This is a genomic window from Streptosporangium sp. NBC_01469 (assembly GCF_036227305.1).
Classification (GTDB): domain Bacteria; phylum Actinomycetota; class Actinomycetes; order Streptosporangiales; family Streptosporangiaceae; genus Streptosporangium.
In genome coordinates this window covers 248,412-266,892 of sequence record NZ_CP109465.1, presented here as the reverse complement: position 1 = coordinate 266,892, position 18,481 = coordinate 248,412, and the positions used below count along the sequence as shown (strand labels likewise).

Here is an 18,481-nt window from a genome sequence, read left to right as displayed (position 1 = left end):
GCTCACTGGGCGTGGATCTCGACTTCGTCTGTGTGCACGCCGGAAGGGCGGCCTCCGAGCTGACCCGGCGTGATGTTGCCCGCGCGTTGCTCGCCGTGCCGTCCGGGGTGGCCCTGGTGGCGCTGCCCGATCTGAGGCGGGCGATGCTGGCGGCGGGCAACCCGCTGTCGGCGCCCTTCTGGGACTCCGCCAAGGCGACGCTCGGCGCGATCGAGTCCGGCGCCGCGACCGTGGGGGACGTGCAGCGCTGGATGGAGTCCACGGGCACCGAGCCGCTCCTGCTCACCCCGAGCTTCTTCGTCTGGCCGGAGGAGGACGAGCGGGGGCCGGTCGGCGAGGAGATGTTCCGAGGGCTGGTCGCCTACCTGGAGGAGCGGGTCGCCGCGGGGGAGGTCGACCCGGACGCGCTCGCCCGGGGTGACGAGGGGGCCAGGGAGGCGTACGCGGACCTCCAGGAGCGCTGGCTCACCGGCCCGCTGCCCGACGGGCGGGTGCCGGGGACCGCGGTCTCCGACGAGCAGGACGAGGAGCTGTTCGCCGCCTGGGACGAGGAGGAGGCGTTCGCCCTGGGCGAGCTGCGGCGCATCCTGGCCGAGCTGCCCGCCCCCGAGCGGCCCGTCAGGGAGCTGCGGGCCGCGGCCACCCGGCTGCGCGAGGTGCTGGGCAGGCCCGGCTATCCCGGCAACGTGCTGCGGGCCTGCGCCGGGTACGAGGGGGAGCCGCTGCCGGCCGACGACGAGGAGCTCTGGCTGACCGTCACGGCGGGCATCGCGGGACCGATCTCCGACCTGCCCGACGAGGAGGACCGGATGGAGATCTTCTCCGACCTGGACGGGGAGCTCAGCCACGAGGACTCGGTGCTGGCCGCCCTGTGCGCGATCCACCACGCCGACTGGCTGGCCGTGGTCGCCGCCCTGGCCAGGCGCGGCCCCGGGGTGCTGGCGTCGCCCGAGCGGATCGCCAGGCTCATCGCCGAGTCGGAGGACATCGACGTCGATCTGGACGAGCCGGAGGACCTGGAGGCGGCCGAGACGCTCTTCAGCTCGGTCACCCCGCTCTGGGCGTGCCTCGGGATCGTCGACAGGACCGAGGTGCTCACCTCGCTGGGCCGATGGGGGCTGCCCAAGGCGCTGGAGCGGGCCTGGTCCTCGACCGACACCCTCGGCGACTGACGGGCGCTCCGGTACGGCTCAGGGGAGCCTTCAGGCCCTCCTGCGGGCCTCCCGCGCGGCTCCGGCGGGAGCCGCGGGGTCAGGCCTCCTCGTCGAGGAGGTCGAGGTAGCCCTCGGGCACCAGATCCTTGTATTCGGGGTGGCGTCGGATGTAGCGGGCGACGAACGGGCAGAGCGGCACGACCGAGCGGCCGGACGAGCGGCTCGCGTCGAGGGCCGCGGAGGCCAGCCTGCCGCCCAGGCCCTTGCCCTCGTGCTCGGGGAGGATCTCGGTGTGGGTGAAAATGATCTTCTCGGCGCGCAGGCGGTACGCGGCGAACCCGGCGACCTCGCCGTTCAGCAGGATCTCGAAGCGGGAGGCCCCGGGGTTGTCGGAGACCTCGATGTCGTCGGCCATGCTCGTCCTCGCTCGTTCTCGGGGTTTCGGCCCGGCCGGTTCCGTCTCCCGCGCGTGTCGCGCGATAGCCGGTCGGGCCGTGGGTCCGGCGACATGGGCAGACCACCCCGGGCGGGCCGGGGGGAGTGCGCGAGGCCGGTGGGGTCAGGGAGCGGTCGGCGTCGTGGTGGTGTTGGTACCGTTCCGCTCCCTCAGCTCGGCCTCCGAGGGGACCTCGATCCTGGAGATCTGCTTCCTCATCGACTTGACCAGGATGTAGAGGGCGAACCCCATGGCGGCCACGACGAGGAAACCCAGGAGGCCCGGGCTGACGTCACCCTTGGTGACGGGGTCAAATGCAATCACATGTCAAGTTTGCCACCGCCACCCCACGGTCGCGTCAGTGGCAGGCGTGCGAGACCGTGTCCGCGGGGACCTCCGTGTGGACGCCCGTGAACAGGTCGTCCTCGGGAAGCTCGACGTCCACGAGCGATCGGGCCAGGTGGTAGTCCTCGGTCGGCCAGACCTCGCGCTGCAGGTCGCGCGGGCAGACGAACCAGAAGCCGTCCGGGTCGACCTGCGTGGCGTGCGCGAGCAGCGCCTCGTCGCGGAGCTCGAAGTAGTCGCCGCAGGGGATCCGGGTGGTCACCGGCCACTTCTGCGGGCGGTCCTCCCAGCGGGAGATCCACTCGGCGTACGGGGAGCCGATGCCGCGGGCGTTCATCGCCTCGTGCAGCGCCTCGAACCGGTCCTTGGTGAAGCCCATCTGGTAGTAGAGCTTCAGGGGCTGCCAGGGCTCGCCGGTGCCCGGGTAGCGGTCGGGGTCGCCGGCCGCCTCGAAGGCCTCGACCGAGACGCGGTTGGTCATGATGTGGTCGGGGTGCGGGTAGCCGCCGTCGTCGTCGTAGGTCAGGATCACGTGCGGCCTGAACTCGCGGACGGCCGCCACCAGCGGCTCCGAGGCGATCTCCAGCGGCTGCAGGGCGAAGCAGCCCTCGGGCAGCGGCTCGCTCTCGTCCTCGGGCAGGCCGGAGTCGACGAACCCCATGAAGCGCTGCCGCACGCCGAGGATCTCGCGGGCGCGCTCCATCTCCAGGCGCCGGACCTCGCCGATGTTCTCGAGAATCTCCGGGCGATCCATCTTGGGGTTCAGGATCGACCCGCGCTCGCCTCCGGTGAGCGTACAGACCAGTACGTCCACACCCTCCGCCACGTAGCGCGCCATGGTGGCGGCGCCCTTGCTCGACTCGTCGTCGGGATGAGCGTGAACGGCCATCAGCCTGAGCGGTGCACTCACGGGCTCGGTGTCTCCTTATGTCGGTCGCGCTTCGGATCGTCGGTCGCCTCGCGGACGGCCTGCCTGGCCGGATGTTCCGCTCCGCTCGACGGGGTGTCCCGCGCGCCCTCGGCTTACGTCACTCTAGGGAGAGGTTAGTTTCTCTTGGGCGGTCGCGAGGGCGAGGCCCCCGCAGGGGACAATTGTCTCGGATAACACCGAGGTAGTGCAGGGAGATTCCGTCATGGCCACCAGCGAAGCCGAGAAGGGCCGTCAGGACGGTCCCGTCCTCGGCACCCCGGGCGACTTTCCCGACCGCCCGGAGCGCAGGGGGCGCTTCGTCGTGCACGCCGTGATCGCGATCCTCTGCGCCGTGTGCGCGGGGGGATGGGGTTACGTGATGTGGGCGGCGAAGGGCGACACGGAAGTGATCGACCAGGTCATCGCGTTCGACGCCACTCGCGGCGATTCTCTGCAGATCACCTTCGAGGTGTACAAACCATCCGATCGCGCGGCGCTCTGCCGGGTGCGGGCCACCGACGTCAGCCACGTCGAGGTCGGCAGCAAGGAGGTCAATATTCCGGCTGGTGAGGGGTATGTTCGGCTTACCGAACGGCTAGAGACCAGTGCTCCGGCCACTTCGGGCCATGTCCAGTACTGCTATCTCGTATAGTGAGACATTTGGGGAGGCGGTTGAGGGGTTAACTTGTTAGCCTTTCGAAATTCGACCGACCGCAACCCCCGAAGCACGAAGCCCCCTAGAGGAAGCAAGGAGATCCCGTGGCCGACTCCCGCATCGAGAGCGTCACCTGGCTCACTCAGGAGGCGTACGACCGCCTGAAGGCTGAGTACGAGCATCTCTCGGGGCCCGGACGCGTCGACATCGCCAAGAAGATCGAGGACGCGCGCGAAGAGGGTGACCTGAAGGAGAACGGCGGCTACCACGCCGCCAAGGACGAGCAGGGCAAGATGGAGGCCCGTATCTTCCACCTCCACCAGATCCTGGACACCGCCAAGGTCGGTGAGGCGCCCCGCACCGAAGGCGTGGTCGGTCCTGGAATGACCGTCACCGTCCGCTTCGAGGGGGATGACGAGGAGGTCGCCTTCCTGCTGGCCTCCCGCGAGGAGAGCGGCGCTCCGATCGACGTCTACTCGCCCAAGTCGCCGCTCGGCGCGGCGATCAACGGCAAGAAGATCGGCGAGAAGGCGACCTACACGATGCCGAACGGCCGTTCCAACACGGTCGAGATCCTTGAGGCCGTGCCGTACGTCGGCAACTGATCTCCCCATACTCCGATCGATTCGCTGATCCGCCGGGACGGGCGTCCCGGCGGATTGCCGTGTGTCAGAGGATTTGGCAGGATTTCGCAAGTCTTGCGCCGCATTGCAGATAGGGCGCTTTTCAGTGGGTTCGCGTGCATCGGGGAGCGGTCTACGGCACCCTCGTAGGACTGGAGTCCGTGGGGAAGGGGAGATGTCGTGTTCAAGCGGCGGCCACGTGTCTCCGACCTGATCCGGGAGGCACGGCAGGACCTCGCCTACCGCCCCCGGCTCCGCTACAGCTACCGCACCGCCCGCCTGATGAGGCGGGCCGTGCCGATCGTGGCCGTTCTGCTCGTCTGCGCGCTGGCCACCGGCCTGGTGATCTTCACCCAGATGCCGGAGGCCGATCCGGAGACGGTCACGATGCGCAAGTCCGTCGCCACCGTGCCGACCCAGGTGGCGAAGCCCGCCCAGGGCGAGGCGGGCGGGAGCGCGCCCGAACCGGTGGCGCCGCTCACCTCGATGCGGCAGCCACACCTGTTCGTCGTCGCGAACAGGCCGCTCAGCGCGACCGTGGTCGCCAAGGTCGCCCAGCTCTCCGGGGTACGGGCGGTGGAGCGCGCCGACGCCGCCGAGGTGGTCCTGGACGGCAAGCCGGTGCAGACGCTCGGGGTGAACCCCTCGACGTTCCGCGCGTACACCCCCAAGCCGACCGCGCGATCCGACAGGCTCTGGCGGAACGTCTCGGCGGGGGAGGTCGCCGTCTCCTTCGTCCTGGGCAACGACGGAGGCATGCCGCTGGGCAAGACCTTCACCACCGCCGGGCGCAACCTGCGCGTCGGCGCCTACGCCACGATGGGCATGGGCGCCATCGACGCGGTGGTCTCCCGGCCGACCGCCCGCGCGCTGGGCATCCCGGAGAACAACGCGCTCGTGGTGAGCGCGCCGAAGACCGACTCCGCGAAGCTGCGCCTCACCCTCCTGCGCGCCCTGCCCAAGGGGGCTCAGGTCGCGGTGATCAACCCGGTGCTGACGGCCCCCACCAAGACCGCAGGCGGGACCGGCGGGACCGGCGGGACCACTGACGGGACCACGACCTGGTCCGCGAGCTCCTTCATGAGCGCCTCCCAGGTCACGACCGCCCTCACCGCCGCGATCGGCAAGCTCGGCCGCCCGTACGTGTGGGGCGCCGAGGGCCCGAACAGCTTCGACTGCTCCGGCCTGGTCCAGTGGGCGTACCAGCAGGCGGGGATCAAGGTGCCCCGGGTGACGCACCAGCAGTTCGTCTCCGGCCCCCAGATCCCGCTCGCCCAGGCGCAGCCCGGCGACCTGCTGTTCTGGCGGCACGACCCCACCAACCCCGGCTACGTCTCGCACGTGGCCATTTACTGGGGGGACGGCAAGATGCTGCACGCCCCCAGGACCGGCGACGTGGTCAAGCTCGTCCCCGTCACCACCCGCAACTTCGCCGGGGCCGTGCGGATCAGCCCGGAGGTCGCCGCCAGGGTCCGCTAGCCCGCGTCCGTTCTCACGGGTTCCGCCGGGCTTTTCGCGGTGCTCGGCCGGGTAGTCCGCGCTCCGCCGGGCTTTTCGCGGTGCTTGCCGGTTTGTCCGTGTTCCAGCGGGCGCCATGGCGCCCGGCCGGGGTCGTCCGCGCTCCGCAGGGCTTCGCGGTGCTCGCCGGGTCGTCCGCGTTCCAGCGGGCTACGGTGTCCCGGTGAGCGGGAGGCCCGCGGCGAGCTGGGTGAGGGCGGCGTCCAGGAGATCGGGCAGGTTCTCCGAGGGGTTCGCGGCCCAGCGGCCGACGGCGGGGATCATGACGCCGATCACCGCGGCGGCGAAGGTCTCCACGTCGAGGTCGCGGGGGTCGCGGCCGGTGCGGGAGGCGATCTCCGCGCACATCACCGCGTGCGTCCCGGCGGCGGCCTGGAGCTGCCTGGCCCGCAGCGCGGGCACGGAGAGGATGAGCCGGGCCCTGGCGGAGGCCCACGCGAGGTCCCCGGGGCCGAAGTCCTCGAACGCGGCCCGTACGGCCTGCCGGAACGCGTCGACGGGCGCCGCGCCCGGGGCGATCCCGCGGAGGGCGGAGACGATCAGCGCGTCGTACTCGTTCCGCACGACCACGTCCTCCTTGGCGGGGAAGTAGCGGAAGAACGTGCTCGGTGACACCTCCGCGGCCTCGGCGATCTGCTCGACGGTCGTCGCCTCGTAGCCCTGTTCGGCGAACAGGCGCAGCGCGTGCTCCTGGATCGCCCAGCGGGTCTTCGCCTTCTTGCGCTCGCGCAGTCCTTCAGGGCGCGGCCCCTCTGGGGGCGGTCCTTCGGGGGGCTGTTCTTCAGAGGGCGGTCCTTCGGGTCGCGGAGGTGAGCTCATGCGCCGATTCTCCCGTCTGGCAGGCCCCGCGGGCGCCGTCGCGAACGCGGACGCCTCTCTTCGGCGGCGCCCGGCCGAGTCCGCCTCCGGCGGTGAGACGCGGGACGGTCGAATCCGTCCTCGTCGCCGGCGCGGACACGCTCCCGGCCCGTCTCCCCCGGGTTCCCGGTCGGTTTGTGCGCGACGCTGGCTTCGCTCGGCGAAGCGTTGTAATCTAAATTACATGGAAAACGATGAAGCAGTGGAAAAGCTGCGCGGCTGGTTCGCGGGGAGGCTGCCCGGGGAGTGGTTCGAGGGCGGGGTGGAGATCGTGCTCGACCGCGAGGAGATCGCGGTGGTCGGCAGGCTCCGGGCTCCAGCCCTCGGCGACGACGTCTCGGAGGTGGAGCGCTCCGCCGCCGTGGAGGGGGGCATCCTGCGTTTCCGCGAGGAGACGAGGGAGCGGCGCGTCGAGATCGCGCTGGAGGCCGAGCACCGCTTCCGCAGGAAGGTCTCCTGGGGGGTCGCCGTCGGCGACGAGACAGTGATGTTCACCACACTCTCGGTGCCCGTCATGACCCGGCTCAAGCAGTCGGAGCGTCAGGTTCTCGACACCCTCGTGGCCGCCGGGGTGGCCCGCAGTCGCAGCGACGCGCTCGCCTGGTGCGTGCGTCTGGTGGGCAACCACACCGACACCTGGCTGGCGGATCTGCGGGACGCGCTCCAGCACGTCGACCGCGTCCGGTCGGCGGGTCCGGACGTGAATTCCTGATCCTGGGCAGCGGAAATGGTCAGGAAATTGGTCTGAACCTGTCAGCCGATTGGTTTAGACCTTTCTGATTGGCCTATACCACTGCTGGAACGGCTCTTTTTAGAGTCACTTCTTCTGGGTAGGGGTTTTAAAACCTCGCGTCTTCTGCCAGGGCATACGTGGCCGGAGGCGTCGGGCGTGGAGCGTCATGACGCGCGATCGTGTGAATTCACTGGTCTATGCCAATTGGATTGGGCGCGGTCCGGTCGTCAATGATGCTTTGGCCCCGAGAAGTGTAAAGGAGCCCCAGTAGTGTCCGTTACCGTAGATGTCACCGCCGTCAGCCCGACCAGCCACGAGGAGCTCGCCGGGTGGGTCAACGAGATCGCCGAACTGACTCAGCCGGACCGGATCGAATGGTGCGACGGCTCCGAGGCCGAATGGACCCGCCTGACGAACCTGCTGGTCGAGCAGGGCACGTTCACGCGCCTGGCCAAGCGGCAGAACAGCTTCCACGCCGCCTCCGACCCCGGCGACGTCGCCAGGGTCGAGGACCGGACCTACATCTGTTCCGAGCGCGAGGAGGACGCGGGGCCGACCAACAACTGGGTCGCCCCCGCCGAGATGCGCCGTACCTTCGGCGAGATCTTCAAGGGCAGCATGCGCGGCCGGACGATGTACGTGGTGCCGTTCTGCATGGGCCCCCTGGGCGGTGAGATCTCCCAGCTCGGCGTGGAGATCACCGACTCGCCGTACGTGGTCGTGTCCATGCGCGTCATGACCCGGATGGGCGACGACGCCCTGCGGCTCATCGAGGAGCGCGGCGGCTACGTCAAGGCCGTCCACTCGGTCGGCGCCCCGCTGGAGCCGGGCCAGGACGACGTGCCCTGGCCGTGCAACCCCACCAAGTACATCAGCCACTTCCCCGAGACCCGCGAGATCTGGTCCTACGGCTCCGGGTACGGCGGCAACGCCCTGCTCGGCAAGAAGTGCTACGCCCTGCGCATCGCCGGCACGATGGCCCGCGACGAGGGCTGGCTGGCCGAGCACATGCTCATTCTCAAGATCACCCCGCCCTCGGGGGAGACGCGCTACGTCGCGGCGGCCTTCCCGAGCGCCTGCGGGAAGACGAACCTCGCCATGCTCCAGCCGACCCTCCCCGGATGGAAGGTCGAGACGATCGGCGACGACATCGCCTGGATGCGCTTCGGCGACGACGGGCGGCTGCGCGCGATCAACCCCGAGGCGGGTTTCTTCGGCGTCGCCCCCGGAACCGGTGAGTCCACCAACGCCAACGCGATCAGGACGCTCTGGGGCAACAGCATCTTCACCAACGTCGCCCTCACCGACGACGGCGACGTGTGGTGGGAGGGCCTCACCGACCGGCCCCCGGCGCACCTGACCGACTGGAAGGGCCGCGACTGGACGCCGGACTCCGGCGAGCCCGCCGCGCACCCCAACGCCCGCTTCACGGTCCCGGCCGCGCAGTGCCCGACGATCGCCCCCGAGTGGCAGGACCCCCAGGGCGTGCCGATCTCCGCGATCCTGTTCGGCGGGCGCCGCGCCAGCGCGGTTCCCCTGGTGACGGAGTCGTTCAGCTGGCGGCACGGCGTCTTCCTGGGGGCCAACATCGCCTCGGAGAAGACCGCCGCCGCCGAGGGCAAGGTCGGCGAGCTGCGCCGCGACCCGTTCGCGATGCTGCCCTTCTGCGGTTACAACATGGGCGACTACTTCGCCCACTGGCTCAAGATCGGCCGGCGGGAGAACGCCCGGCTGCCGCGCGTCTACTACGTGAACTGGTTCCGCAAGGACGACGAGGGCAGGTTCATCTGGCCCGGCTTCGGAGAGAACACCCGCGTGCTCAAGTGGATCGTCGACCGCCTCAACGGCCAGGCGGAGGCGGTACGGACCCCCATCGGTCTGCTCCCCGCCAAGCTCGACACCGAGGGCCTCGACGTCTCCGGCGAGGACATGCGGACGCTGCTGAGCGTCGACAAGGAGGTCTGGAGGCAGGAGGCGTCGCTCATGCCCGCCTTCTTCAAGACCTTCGGCGACCACCTGCCCGGAGAGCTCTGGGAGGAGCACGAGGCCCTCGTCGCCCGCCTGGGCTGAAGTGGGGTCTGGGCTGAGCGGGTCGGGGGGCTGAAGGGGCTCCGAGGCGCCCGTACGCGCTGAGCGCTTGGGCGGGCGCCCGCCCGGCCGAGTCCGGGCTGGGCGCCTCGGGCTGATCGGACGCCGCTGCCCGGTCGGACGACCGCTGCCGTCCAGAATCCGTGTCTCCCCGGGCCGTCCAGGGGGCGGGAACGACACGGCCGGGGTCGCCGCCCCAGCCGCGCCTGGGACACTGACCCACGTTTCACCTGGTGACCGACATCTCACCGAGTCGCCGTCGAAGTCGGGCGAAACTTCTGCCAGGCTGTGCGCGTCTACCTGGGTACACGGGACGCCGCTCCTGTGGCCCACCTTTCCCCCCGAGGAGGCGGACATGGAGTTCTCGCTGTTCGTCATCGCCTGTGTCGTCGCCCTGGTCATCCTCTCCACGGCCCTCGCGGTGCGCCGCGAGCACCGCCGGGTCCGCTCGGCCATGGTCGGCCACTACGGCGGGCCACCAAATCCGTACGAGCTCGCCTATCTCTCCGGAGGGCCGCGCCGCGTGATCAACACCGCGCTCGGCCTGCTGGCCAGGGCCGGGGCGATCCGGGTCTCGCGAGGCGGCCAGGCCAGCCTGGTCGCCGGGGCCAAGCCGTCTCCCGATCCAATCGAGTACGCCGTCATGGAGGCGCTTCACCTGCGCGGAGGCTCGGCCCCCGTGGGCGAGGTCCGCCGCGCGGTGGCCGATGGGCAGAGCGTCGACGGTCTGCGCTACCGGCTGCTGGGGCTCGGTCTGCTCGTGCCCGAGGGCGCGCTCGACCACGCGCAGGCGCTGCTGAGCCGGCTCCAGATCGCCTCGATCGTCGAGGTGGTCGTCGTGGCGGGCATCCTGCTCGCCGGGGCGACCGGGGGATTGGGCACCTTCGCGCTGCTGGTGGGCATGTTCTCGGTGATCGGCGGTTTCTCCACCTACGCGCGGCAGAGGCGGGCCCTGCGCGACGTCCTGAGCAACGCCGGCCACCAGGTGCTCGCCTCCGCCCGCGGGACCTACGCTCGGGGCGCCCGGCCCCTCACACCCGACCTGGCCTTCGCCGTCGGCATTCCCGTCGCCCTGTACGGCCTGAGCGAGCTCAACGAGCCCGGCCTGGAGGAGGAGCTCCAGCGCCAGACCGCGGGCGGTTCGAGCAGCTGCGCCACGGGCGCCTGCGGTGGCGGCTCGAGCTCGGGTGACGGCTCCTCCTTCGGTGGTGGCGGCGACTTCGGCGGATCGGGTGACGGCGGCGGATCGGGTGACGGCGGCGGATCGAGTGACGGCGGTGGGTCCAGCTGCGGTGGCGGGTGCGGCGGTGGCGGTTGCGGTGGGTGAGCGGAACCCGGCCACGGCGGTGACGGCCGCCCCAACCGCCGCAGTCGCCTCAACCGCCCCAGCCACCGGAGACGCCGGAGACGCAGTGGTGGCCGGGCTGCCCGCGGGCCGGAGCGGGGGTGTTTCCGATGGCGGCTGAGCCTCCGGCGCTGGGCGTGGGCATCGGCTGGCGCCCTGAGATCGACCTGACCGTGGAACGGCTGCCCGGGGTCGACTTCGTCGAGGTCATCGCCGAGAACGTGAACCCCGCCCGGCTCCCCGAGTCGCTGCGGGTGCTCCGCGCCCGCGGGGTGCCGGTGATCCCGCACGGTGTCGGGCTGGGCATCGGCGGCGCCGAGTCTCCCGACCCGCGGCGGCTGGCGCACCTGGCGGCCTGCGCTCACGCCCTGGACGCGCCGCTGGTCAGCGAGCATCTCGCCTTCGTACGGGCGGGCGGGATGGAGGCCGGGCACCTGCTCCCCGTCCCGCGTACCCGGGCCGCGCTCTCCGTCGTCGCCGAGAACGTGCGGCGGGCACAGGAGGCGCTTCCCGTGCCGCTGGCCCTGGAGAACGTCGCGGCCCTGTTCGGCTGGCCTGAGGACGAGATGACCGAGGCCGCCTTCCTCGGCGAGTTGGTGGAGATGACCGGCGTCGGGCTCCTGATCGACGTGGCGAACCTCTACACGAACCAGGTCAACCTGGGCCTGTCGGCCACCGCCGCGCTGGACGGCCTCCCGCTGTCCGAGCTGGCCTACGTCCACGTCGCCGGGGGCCACTCCCACCAGGGGCTGTGGCACGACACCCACACCGCCCACGTCCCGCAGGACGTGCTGGACATCCTCTCCGAGCTGTGCGCCCGGGTCGACCCGCCCGGTGTGCTGCTCGAATGGGACGACGACTATCCCAGCGACGGCGCCCTGGAAGGGGAGCTCGACCGGATCCGCGGCGCGATGGCCCGTGTCTGACGACGCGGCGCGCGAGGCGCTGGCCAGGGCTCAGACGGCCCTGGTGGCGGCCCTGGTGGCCGGGGAGGAGGCGCCGCGGGGGTTCGACCGGGAGCGGCTGCGGATCCAGGAGGCCGGCCTGATCTCCAAGCGGCGCAGGACGGTGGCCAGGCTGCGGCCCGACCTGGCCGCGCTGCTCGGTGACGGCTTCGCCGGCGAGTTCGACGCGTACGCGCGAGGCCGCCCCAAGCCGCAGGGCGGCTCGCACGCCGACGCCCGTGACTTCGCCGAGCGCCTTCGCGCGGCGGGACGGCTGCCGGAGGAGTCCTCCACCGCGCCCGCTTCCGAGCCCGGCCCCGCGCCCCGCCGATGGTCGCTCTTCGGCAGGCGCCGCTGAATCGGCACGTCGAACCGGGCGCCGTCGAACCGGGCGCCGTCGAACTGGGCCCTGCCGAACCGGGCGCCGCCGAACCGGGCCCCGCCGAATCGGCACGCTGAACCAGGCGCCGCCAAATCGGACGCCGCCGAAGCGGCCTGCCGGACCGGGCGCCGCCGAATCGAGCGTGCCGGACCGGGCGTTGCTGAAACTTCCTGTCCTCCCCGTTCGTCCACTGGATAGTGAACCTCACGCAGGGACGTCATCCCGGAGGCCGTCATGCAGACCGTACAGATCGTCATCGTGGTGGGTTTCGCGCTTCTGGTGGTGGCGGTGCTGATCGCGCTGCGTCTTGCCGCGCACCACTCGCGTGTCTACGAGGGGCCCGAGCTGACGCCGTACGAGCTGGCGCTGCTCGCGGGTGGCCGGTTCCGGGTGGTCGACACCGCGCTGGCCTCGCTGACGGCGGGCGGGGCGGTCCGGGCACGGCGTGGCGGGCGGCTGACCCAGGTGTCCGGCCAGGTCGGGGTGCTCACCCAGCCGGTGCAGACCGAGATCCTCGACCGGCTCAGGGGGAAGGGAGGCGGCGTGCCGGTCTGGGAGATCAGGAACGTGGTGTCCCGGGGGCCCGCGGTGACCATGCTGATCGCGCGGCTGAGGGACCTGGCACTGATCGACGCGCCCGGTTCCGGCCGGGCCGACCCCACCCACCCCAACCGCGCCGGGAAGACCGCCCTGGCCCACTACCGCCTGCGCCACCGCGAGGACAGGGCCCTGCCACCCCGCGCCGGTGGCCGCGTCGACGGTGACGAGCTGAACATCCTGGGCGTTGCCCTGCACGGCCTGAAGCAGCTGGAGGACGGGCGGCTGGCGGCCACCCTGTCGATGAGCGGCCCGCCGCCGTCTCGCGCGCCACGCCGCCGCGTCTCCCGTTCCGGCGCCTCCGGTGCCTCGGCGGGCGGTTTCTACGGGGGCGGGGGCGGTTGCGGCTCCGGCTCCGACTCAGGCTCCGGTTCCAGCTGCGGGGGTGGGGGCGGCTGCGGCGGCAGTTCCTGAGGCTCCCGCCCGGCCGGGCGGCATCGCCTCGCGGACGTGCGCGACGCGCGATCCCGCCCGGCTGGCGGGGACATGGATGGCGTTGATCATGTTTTGGCGGACTGGGGCGGGGATACCCTCTCTGAGGTGGGGGGACTGCGTTGTCTTGATGGTTCTTATCTGACCGTTACGCCGGTGGCGTGCCGTGACAGTGTCGGCACGCCGTACGAGATCACCCTGCAGCTCCATCGCGACGGCGCGCTGTACGGCACGGTGGGCGAGCGGTGCGGCTGGTTCCTCACCCGGCTGGCACGGGGGGTCGCCGAGGCGCGTGCGGGCCACGAGGCCCGGTGGCCCGACCCCGACGACCGCTTTCCCGACGACGCGGAACTGTTCGCCTTTCGTTACCGAGCCAGGAACGGGATCGTCGGCGGGGGCGAACTCCGCTGCCAGCTGCGGACCATCCCGGTCTGGGTCCCCGGGCGGCGAGGGCCCGGCGGAGAGTGGCGGCTCACCAGAAGGGCGTTCCTGGAGGCCTGGGGTGGCGGCGGGGTGGGTATGCGCGCCGTTCTGACATCCTCTGAGCTGGGCGTTTTCGTGGAGGCACTCGTCACGGAGGCCGAGGACTGCCTGGGGTCCCACAAGCCGGGCAAGCCCGCCAGATCCCTGTAGAGGGGGCCGAGGGGTCCGCGGGGCGGCGATAATTGCCTGTCAGTGCCCATTCGTGGCAGGTGCTGAGGGAGGGGCTTCAATGGGCGTGCGCGATCTCGTCTACCGGTTGTACGAACGCCGGCTTGAGGCGAAGCTGTCCCGTCAGAAGGAGATGGCTCCCCGGCACGTCGGCGTGATCGTCGACGGCAACCGGCGCTGGGCGCGCTCGATGGGCATCGACGACGTGAGCCGCGGGCACCGCAAGGGCGCGGACAAGATCTCGGAGCTGCTCGGCTGGTGCCGCGAGGCCGGTGTCGAGGTCGTCACCGTGTGGCTGCTGTCGAGCGACAACATCAACCGCTCCAAGGACGAGCTGGATCTCCTGATGAAGATCATCGAGGACGTGGTCCAGGAGCTCGTGGCCGACGGATGGCACATCAAGCCCATGGGGGCGCTCGATCTGCTGCCCGATCACACGGCCCGTGTCCTCAAAAACGCAAAAGAAGCGACATCACATCGTCCCGGTTTGATTGTGAACGTTGCAGTTGGGTATGGAGGAAGGCGTGAGATCGCTGATGCGGTGCGCTCCCTTCTCCAGGAGCACGCGAGCAAGGGCGCGAGTATCGAGGACCTTGTCGAGGTCCTCGATGTCGAGCACATCGCGGAGCATCTCTACACGCGCGGCCAGCCCGACCCGGATCTGGTCATCCGGACATCGGGAGAGCAGCGGCTCTCCGGCTTCCTGCTCTGGCAGAGCGCTCACTCCGAATTCTACTTCTGCGAGGCCTACTGGCCTGACTTCCGCAGGGTCGACTTCTTGCGGGCTCTCCGCTCCTACGCCGCGCGACACCGCAGGTACGGTTCCTGAAACTCCACATGAACGACCCCTTTCGGTCAGTCTTAAGCAGTTGGAACTCGGGCATTCAGGACGTACCGTAAGAAGTAGGAGAGCACAGCTCGCCTACGCCGGAGAGGGTCCGCCTTTGCGTCACGACCTGCTGAGGAGGGCCGGTCAACGGTTCCTGCTCGACGTTCTCGTGAGCGGGCCCGGGGCCGGTCCGCATCCCAGCTCATGGCAGGGCGCCGTCCATGGCGCCCGGGGGAGAACGCGTGGCAAACCCTTCGTCCTCACCCACGTCGCCGGCAGTTCAGCGGCGCACGTACGTCCTGGACACCTCGGTGCTCCTGGCGGATCCAACGGCGATGAGCCGTTTCGCCGAGCATGAGGTCGTCCTCCCGATCGTCGTCATCACCGAGTTGGAGGGCAAACGCCATCATCCAGAGCTCGGATACTTCGCGCGAAAGGCGCTAAGGTCCCTCGACGAACTCCGGGTGACACACGGACGTCTGGACGAGCCCATGCCGATCGGCGAGGGCACCATCCGGGTCGAGCTCAACCACAGTGACCCGTCCATCCTGCCCGTCGGGTTCCGGCTCGGCGACAACGACACCCGCATCCTGACCGTGGCGAAGACCCTCGCCGCGGAGGGCAAGGACGTGGTGCTGGTCTCCAAGGATCTGCCGATGCGGGTGAAGGCCGCCTCCATCGGGCTCGCCGCGGACGAGTACCGCGCCGAACTCGTGGTGGAGTCCGGCTGGACCGGCATGGACGAACTCCAGGTGACCTCGGAGGACGTCGAGGCCCTCTTCGACCACGGTACGACCGACCTGTTCGACGCCCGTGACCTGCCCACCCACACGGGCCTGCGCCTGCTGTCCAGCAAGGGTTCCGCGCTGGGCCGGGTGTTGCCCGACAAGTCGGTGCGCCTGGTGCGCGGCGACCGGGAGGTGTTCGGCCTGCACGGCCGCTCGGCCGAGCAGCGGATCGCGCTCGACCTCCTGATGGACCCCGAGGTCGGCATCGTCTCGCTGGGCGGACGGGCGGGCACCGGCAAGTCCGCGCTCGCCCTCTGCGCGGGCCTGGAAGCGGTCCTGGAGCGCCGCCAGCACCGCAAGGTCATCGTCTTCCGTCCCCTGTACGCCGTGGGCGGCCAGGAGCTGGGCTACCTGCCCGGTTCCGAGAACGAGAAGATGGGCCCGTGGGCGCAGGCGGTCTACGACACCCTGGGCGCGGTCACCACGCCCGAGGTGATCGAGGAGGTCATGGACCGGGGCATGCTGGAGGTGCTCCCGCTCACCCACATCCGCGGCCGGTCGCTCCACGACGCCTTCGTCATCGTGGACGAGGCGCAGTCGCTGGAGCGCGGGGTGCTGCTCACCGTGCTGAGCCGGATCGGCGCAAACTCCCGGGTGGTCCTCACCCACGACATCGCCCAGCGCGACAACCTGCGGGTGGGCCGCCATGACGGTGTCGTGGCGGTGGTGGAGAAGCTCAAGGGGCATCCGCTGTTCGCGCACGTCACCCTGACCCGCTCGGAGCGCTCGCCGATCGCGGCGCTGGTCACCGAGATGCTGGAGGACATCACGATGTGACGGGCGTCTCGACGCCACTGCCGGAGCGCGGTCGCGGGTGCCGTACGGGCCCGCGACCGCGCTCCGCGCGTTCCGGCTCCGGGTCCCACGCGGCGGCCGGCGCGTCGGATGCCGACGGCTTACGGCCCGGGGGCCCTCACGTCTCTCAGGGCGGTCACGCGCCGGACGTCCGCGATTGACGGCGTACGGCCCGGGGCCTCTCACGTCTCTCACGACGGTCACGCGCCGGACGTCCGCGATTCCGGCCGTGCGCCCGCGGCGCGGGGTCCCTCAGGGCGGTAGCCGCACGCCGGGTGCCGCGAGATTGCGGTACTCGAAGCAGCCCCGGTCGCCCATCGTCTCCGGGGTGCCCGGGAAGAGCCGGGTGACCTCGACGCTCCAGATGCTCTCCTGCTTGTTCTGCCGGATGGTGCAGGTGATCTGGGCGAGGGCCTCCTTGGAGACCTTGCCCTCGCCGGTGATGATCACGTTCAGCCGGTAGCCCAGGTTGTCGTCCGGCTCGTTGCGCTGGTCGGTGTTGTCGGAGTAGCGGGTCGTCTTGGTGTCGTAGTGGCTGAAGTCGTTGAGCGCGCTGGTCAGCCCCGCCTTCGGCGGCTGCTTGCCGGCCCGGAACAGGGTGTCGATGATGTTCTTGGCCGAGTCGGAGACCACCGGGATCTTGACGGGCTCCAGCCGGTTGTCGCGGAGCAGATAGACCGTCACCCACGTGGGGCTGTAGCTGATCACCGGCGGGCGGCCGTAGTCCTGGACGTCGGTGGGGGAGATACCGCATCCGCAGAGCGCCAGGGCGGCGGCGAGCAGGCAGGCGAACCACCTCGCGCCGGCGAGCCGTCCCGCACCGAGGACGCTCGGGGAGCGGGCGGGCCGTCCCGTGCCGAGGACGCTCGGGGCGTACGGGCGGGTGGGCCGTTCCGTGCCGAGGGCGGTCAGGGCGCGGGAGCGGGTGGGCCGTTCCGTGCCGAGGGCGGTCAGGGCGTACGGGCGGGTGGGCCGTCTCATGCCGGGGGGAGCCAGACCGTGAAGAGGGTTCCGGGCCGCTGCGCGCGGACCGAGATCGTGCCCCCGTGCAGCTGGGCGTTGGCCCGCGCGATGGACAGGCCGAGCCCGCTGCCGTCGCCCCGGGCGCCGGCCTTGTAGAAACGGTTGAACACGAAGGGCAGATCCTTCGCCGGGATGCCCTTGCCGTGGTCGCGCACCTTCACCTCCAGGCCGTTCGGGGTGCTGCGGGCGGTCACCATCACCGGGAGCTCACCGTGGCGCAGGGCGTTGCCCACCAGGTTGGCCACGATGACGTCGAAGCGCCTGGGGTCGACGGAGAAGGCCAGTCCCTCAGGGACGTTCACCCGTACCCGGTCCGACCAGCCGCGCATCTCCAGGCAGTCGCAGACCACGTCCACGATGTTCACGGTGTCCACGTTCAGCGTCGCCGTGCCCGAGTCGAACCGGCTCGCCTCGATGAGCTGCTCGATCAGGGTCCGCAGCCGCGCGATCTCGCGCAGTACCAGCCGTACGGCCGCCGCGGGCTCGGGGGGGAGCCGATCGGCCTCCTCGGAGAGCATGTCGGTGACCGCGGTCATCGCGGTCAGGGGGGTCCTCAGTTCGTGCGAGACGTCGGCCACGAAGCGGCGGGACATCGCCTCCAGCGCGCGCAGCTCGGTGACGCTCCGCTCCAGGGCGGCGGCGGTGTCGTTGAACGTGGCGGTGAGCTCGGCGAGCTCGTCCTGGCCGTGTACGGGCAGGCGGGTGTCCAGGTGGCCGGCGCCGAGCGCGCGGGCCGCCGAGCCGAGCCGCCTGACCGGCAGCAGGAGCTGCCGGGCCGACACCAGGCCCAGGGACAGTGCGATGATCAGCATGGCGACCCCGGCGACGGCGAGCGGCTGCCGCAGGCCGCTCAGCAGCCGCTCCTCCTCGATGAGGGGGGCGAACACGAAGACGGTCATCCCGGTGGGCTGGGCGGTGTGTATGGGCTCGATCCGCCAGACGGGGGTGCCGATGAGCAGCCACATGTCGCCGCCGATGGTCATGCGCTTGGCGACCATCCGCTGGGTGGCCCTGGCGGCGAGGTCGCCTGGGACGTCCTTGGTGTCGAAGTCGCCGTCGGGGTAGGGGTAGTCCTCGTAGCGGACCACCACCTTGCCGCCCTGGGGGCGCAGGCTTTTCTGCAGCGCGCTGATCTCCTCGTCGGTCGGCGGGCCGTCTCCGGGCCAGAGCGCGCCGACGGGCACCCTGCTGCCCTCCAGGATGTCGCGGACGTTGCTCACGGCCACCTGCTCGGCGCGCCCGATCATGCGGCTCTTGACGAACTCGTAGCCGATTCCCGCGACGACCGCGGAGGCGGTGACGGCGATCAGGGTGAAAGTGATCACCAGGCGCCCGCGCAGTCCGGTGTACATCCGCTTCGTCGAGGGAGGGAACG

General features: G+C 70.8%; 19 protein-coding genes and 1 pseudogene. 13 read left to right on the top strand and 7 right to left on the bottom strand.

Features of this window, described 5'->3' with window-relative positions; all coding sequences use genetic code 11:
• The first annotated feature begins 11 nt into the window (after window positions 1-11).
• Window positions 12-1,172, top strand: a complete 1,161-nt coding sequence (locus OG587_RS01210) for a hypothetical protein (protein ID WP_329085988.1) — start codon at window positions 12-14, stop codon at window positions 1,170-1,172.
• A 79-nt stretch (window positions 1,173-1,251) separates the two neighbouring features.
• Here OG587_RS01210 and OG587_RS01205 read toward each other — a convergent pair whose 3' ends face one another.
• From OG587_RS01205 to mca, 3 genes are all read right to left on the bottom strand, one after another.
• A complete protein-coding gene (locus tag OG587_RS01205; RefSeq protein ID WP_329093690.1) occupies window positions 1,252-1,635 on the bottom strand; it encodes a GNAT family N-acetyltransferase in 384 nt (127 codons plus the stop codon).
• Window positions 1,636-1,713: 78 nt separating this feature from the next.
• Window positions 1,714-1,914: a hypothetical protein gene (locus OG587_RS01200; protein ID WP_329085986.1), complete on the bottom strand. Its 201-nt coding sequence runs from the start codon at window positions 1,912-1,914 to the stop codon at window positions 1,714-1,716.
• A 34-nt stretch (window positions 1,915-1,948) separates the two neighbouring features.
• Window positions 1,949-2,845 (bottom strand): mycothiol conjugate amidase Mca, encoded by an 897-nt coding sequence (gene mca, locus OG587_RS01195; protein ID WP_329085984.1) that lies wholly within the window; start codon window positions 2,843-2,845, stop codon window positions 1,949-1,951.
• Window positions 2,846-3,068: 223 nt separating this feature from the next.
• Here mca and OG587_RS01190 point away from each other — a divergent pair, with 223 nt between their 5' ends.
• The 3 genes from OG587_RS01190 (at window position 3,069) to OG587_RS01180 (ending at window position 5,602) form a co-directional block, all read left to right on the top strand.
• Window positions 3,069-3,497 (top strand): DUF4307 domain-containing protein, encoded by a 429-nt coding sequence (locus OG587_RS01190; RefSeq protein ID WP_329085982.1) that lies wholly within the window; start codon window positions 3,069-3,071, stop codon window positions 3,495-3,497.
• A gap of 107 nt (window positions 3,498-3,604) precedes the next feature.
• Window positions 3,605-4,105 (top strand): transcription elongation factor GreA, encoded by a 501-nt coding sequence (gene greA / locus OG587_RS01185; protein ID WP_329085979.1) that lies wholly within the window; start codon window positions 3,605-3,607, stop codon window positions 4,103-4,105.
• Window positions 4,106-4,303: 198 nt separating this feature from the next.
• Window positions 4,304-5,602: a C40 family peptidase gene (locus OG587_RS01180; RefSeq protein WP_329085977.1), complete on the top strand. Its 1,299-nt coding sequence runs from the start codon at window positions 4,304-4,306 to the stop codon at window positions 5,600-5,602.
• A gap of 189 nt (window positions 5,603-5,791) precedes the next feature.
• Here OG587_RS01180 and OG587_RS01175 read toward each other — a convergent pair whose 3' ends face one another.
• Entirely contained in the window at window positions 5,792-6,460 is a 669-nt protein-coding gene (locus tag OG587_RS01175) for an acyl-CoA-like ligand-binding transcription factor (RefSeq protein ID WP_329085975.1), read from the bottom strand.
• A 223-nt stretch (window positions 6,461-6,683) separates the two neighbouring features.
• Between OG587_RS01175 and OG587_RS01170 the strand changes: the two genes are divergently transcribed.
• From OG587_RS01170 to OG587_RS01150, 5 genes are all read left to right on the top strand, one after another.
• Entirely contained in the window at window positions 6,684-7,211 is a 528-nt protein-coding gene (locus OG587_RS01170) for a hypothetical protein (protein ID WP_329085973.1), read from the top strand.
• A gap of 291 nt (window positions 7,212-7,502) precedes the next feature.
• Window positions 7,503-9,302, top strand: coding sequence for a phosphoenolpyruvate carboxykinase (GTP) (locus tag OG587_RS01165; RefSeq protein WP_329085972.1), 1,800 nt, complete (start codon window positions 7,503-7,505; stop codon window positions 9,300-9,302).
• Between the two features lie 373 nt (window positions 9,303-9,675).
• Window positions 9,676-10,647 carry a TIGR04222 domain-containing membrane protein gene (locus tag OG587_RS01160; RefSeq protein ID WP_329085970.1) on the top strand — a complete coding sequence of 324 codons (972 nt, stop codon included), beginning with the start codon at window positions 9,676-9,678 and terminating at the stop codon, window positions 10,645-10,647.
• Between the two features lie 128 nt (window positions 10,648-10,775).
• On the top strand, window positions 10,776-11,591 hold the full coding sequence (locus OG587_RS01155; RefSeq protein WP_329085969.1) for a DUF692 domain-containing protein: 816 nt from the start codon (window positions 10,776-10,778) through the stop codon (window positions 11,589-11,591).
• Window positions 11,584-11,967 (top strand): hypothetical protein, encoded by a 384-nt coding sequence (locus OG587_RS01150; protein WP_329085967.1) that lies wholly within the window; start codon window positions 11,584-11,586, stop codon window positions 11,965-11,967. Before OG587_RS01155 ends, OG587_RS01150 begins: the two co-directional genes overlap by 8 nt.
• Window positions 11,968-11,987: 20 nt before the next feature.
• Here OG587_RS01150 and OG587_RS47020 read toward each other — a convergent pair.
• Window positions 11,988-12,212 (bottom strand): annotated as a pseudogene (locus OG587_RS47020) (hypothetical protein); the annotation flags it as partial.
• A 13-nt stretch (window positions 12,213-12,225) separates the two neighbouring features.
• Here OG587_RS47020 and OG587_RS01145 point away from each other — a divergent pair.
• From OG587_RS01145 to OG587_RS01130, 4 genes are all read left to right on the top strand, one after another.
• On the top strand, window positions 12,226-13,002 hold the full coding sequence (locus OG587_RS01145; protein WP_329085965.1) for a TIGR04222 domain-containing membrane protein: 777 nt from the start codon (window positions 12,226-12,228) through the stop codon (window positions 13,000-13,002).
• Between the two features lie 174 nt (window positions 13,003-13,176).
• Complete coding sequence (locus OG587_RS01140) at window positions 13,177-13,653, top strand: hypothetical protein (protein WP_329085963.1); 477 nt, start codon at window positions 13,177-13,179, stop codon at window positions 13,651-13,653.
• Between the two features lie 79 nt (window positions 13,654-13,732).
• Window positions 13,733-14,500 carry an isoprenyl transferase gene (locus OG587_RS01135; protein ID WP_329085962.1) on the top strand — a complete coding sequence of 256 codons (768 nt, stop codon included), beginning with the start codon at window positions 13,733-13,735 and terminating at the stop codon, window positions 14,498-14,500.
• 221 nt (window positions 14,501-14,721) lie between these two features.
• Window positions 14,722-16,065, top strand: a complete 1,344-nt coding sequence (locus tag OG587_RS01130; protein WP_329085961.1) for a PhoH family protein — start codon at window positions 14,722-14,724, stop codon at window positions 16,063-16,065.
• 270 nt (window positions 16,066-16,335) lie between these two features.
• Here the strand turns inward: OG587_RS01130 and OG587_RS01125 are convergent, their stop codons facing one another.
• Together OG587_RS01125 and OG587_RS01120 are read right to left on the bottom strand one after the other, a co-directional pair.
• Window positions 16,336-17,064: a hypothetical protein gene (locus OG587_RS01125; protein ID WP_329085959.1), complete on the bottom strand. Its 729-nt coding sequence runs from the start codon at window positions 17,062-17,064 to the stop codon at window positions 16,336-16,338.
• A complete protein-coding gene (locus OG587_RS01120) occupies window positions 17,061-18,458 on the bottom strand; it encodes a HAMP domain-containing sensor histidine kinase (protein WP_329085957.1) in 1,398 nt (465 codons plus the stop codon). Before OG587_RS01120 ends, OG587_RS01125 begins: the two co-directional genes overlap by 4 nt.
• Between the last annotated feature and the right edge of the window lie 23 nt (window positions 18,459-18,481).

Coding starts and splice junctions, on each gene's coding strand:
- OG587_RS01190 (WP_329085982.1), top strand. CDS start 3,069: ATGGCCACCAGCGAAGCCGAGAAGGGCCGTCAGGACGGTCCCGTCCTC.
- OG587_RS01175 (WP_329085975.1), bottom strand. CDS start 6,460: ATGAGCTCACCTCCGCGACCCGAAGGACCGCCCTCTGAAGAACAGCCC.
- OG587_RS01170 (WP_329085973.1), top strand. CDS start 6,684: ATGGAAAACGATGAAGCAGTGGAAAAGCTGCGCGGCTGGTTCGCGGGG.
- OG587_RS01160 (WP_329085970.1), top strand. CDS start 9,676: ATGGAGTTCTCGCTGTTCGTCATCGCCTGTGTCGTCGCCCTGGTCATC.
- OG587_RS01155 (WP_329085969.1), top strand. CDS start 10,776: ATGGCGGCTGAGCCTCCGGCGCTGGGCGTGGGCATCGGCTGGCGCCCT.
- OG587_RS01145 (WP_329085965.1), top strand. CDS start 12,226: ATGCAGACCGTACAGATCGTCATCGTGGTGGGTTTCGCGCTTCTGGTG.
- OG587_RS01135 (WP_329085962.1), top strand. CDS start 13,733: ATGGGCGTGCGCGATCTCGTCTACCGGTTGTACGAACGCCGGCTTGAG.
- OG587_RS01130 (WP_329085961.1), top strand. CDS start 14,722: ATGGCGCCCGGGGGAGAACGCGTGGCAAACCCTTCGTCCTCACCCACG.
- OG587_RS01125 (WP_329085959.1), bottom strand. CDS start 17,064: ATGAGACGGCCCACCCGCCCGTACGCCCTGACCGCCCTCGGCACGGAA.
- OG587_RS01120 (WP_329085957.1), bottom strand. CDS start 18,458: ATGTACACCGGACTGCGCGGGCGCCTGGTGATCACTTTCACCCTGATC.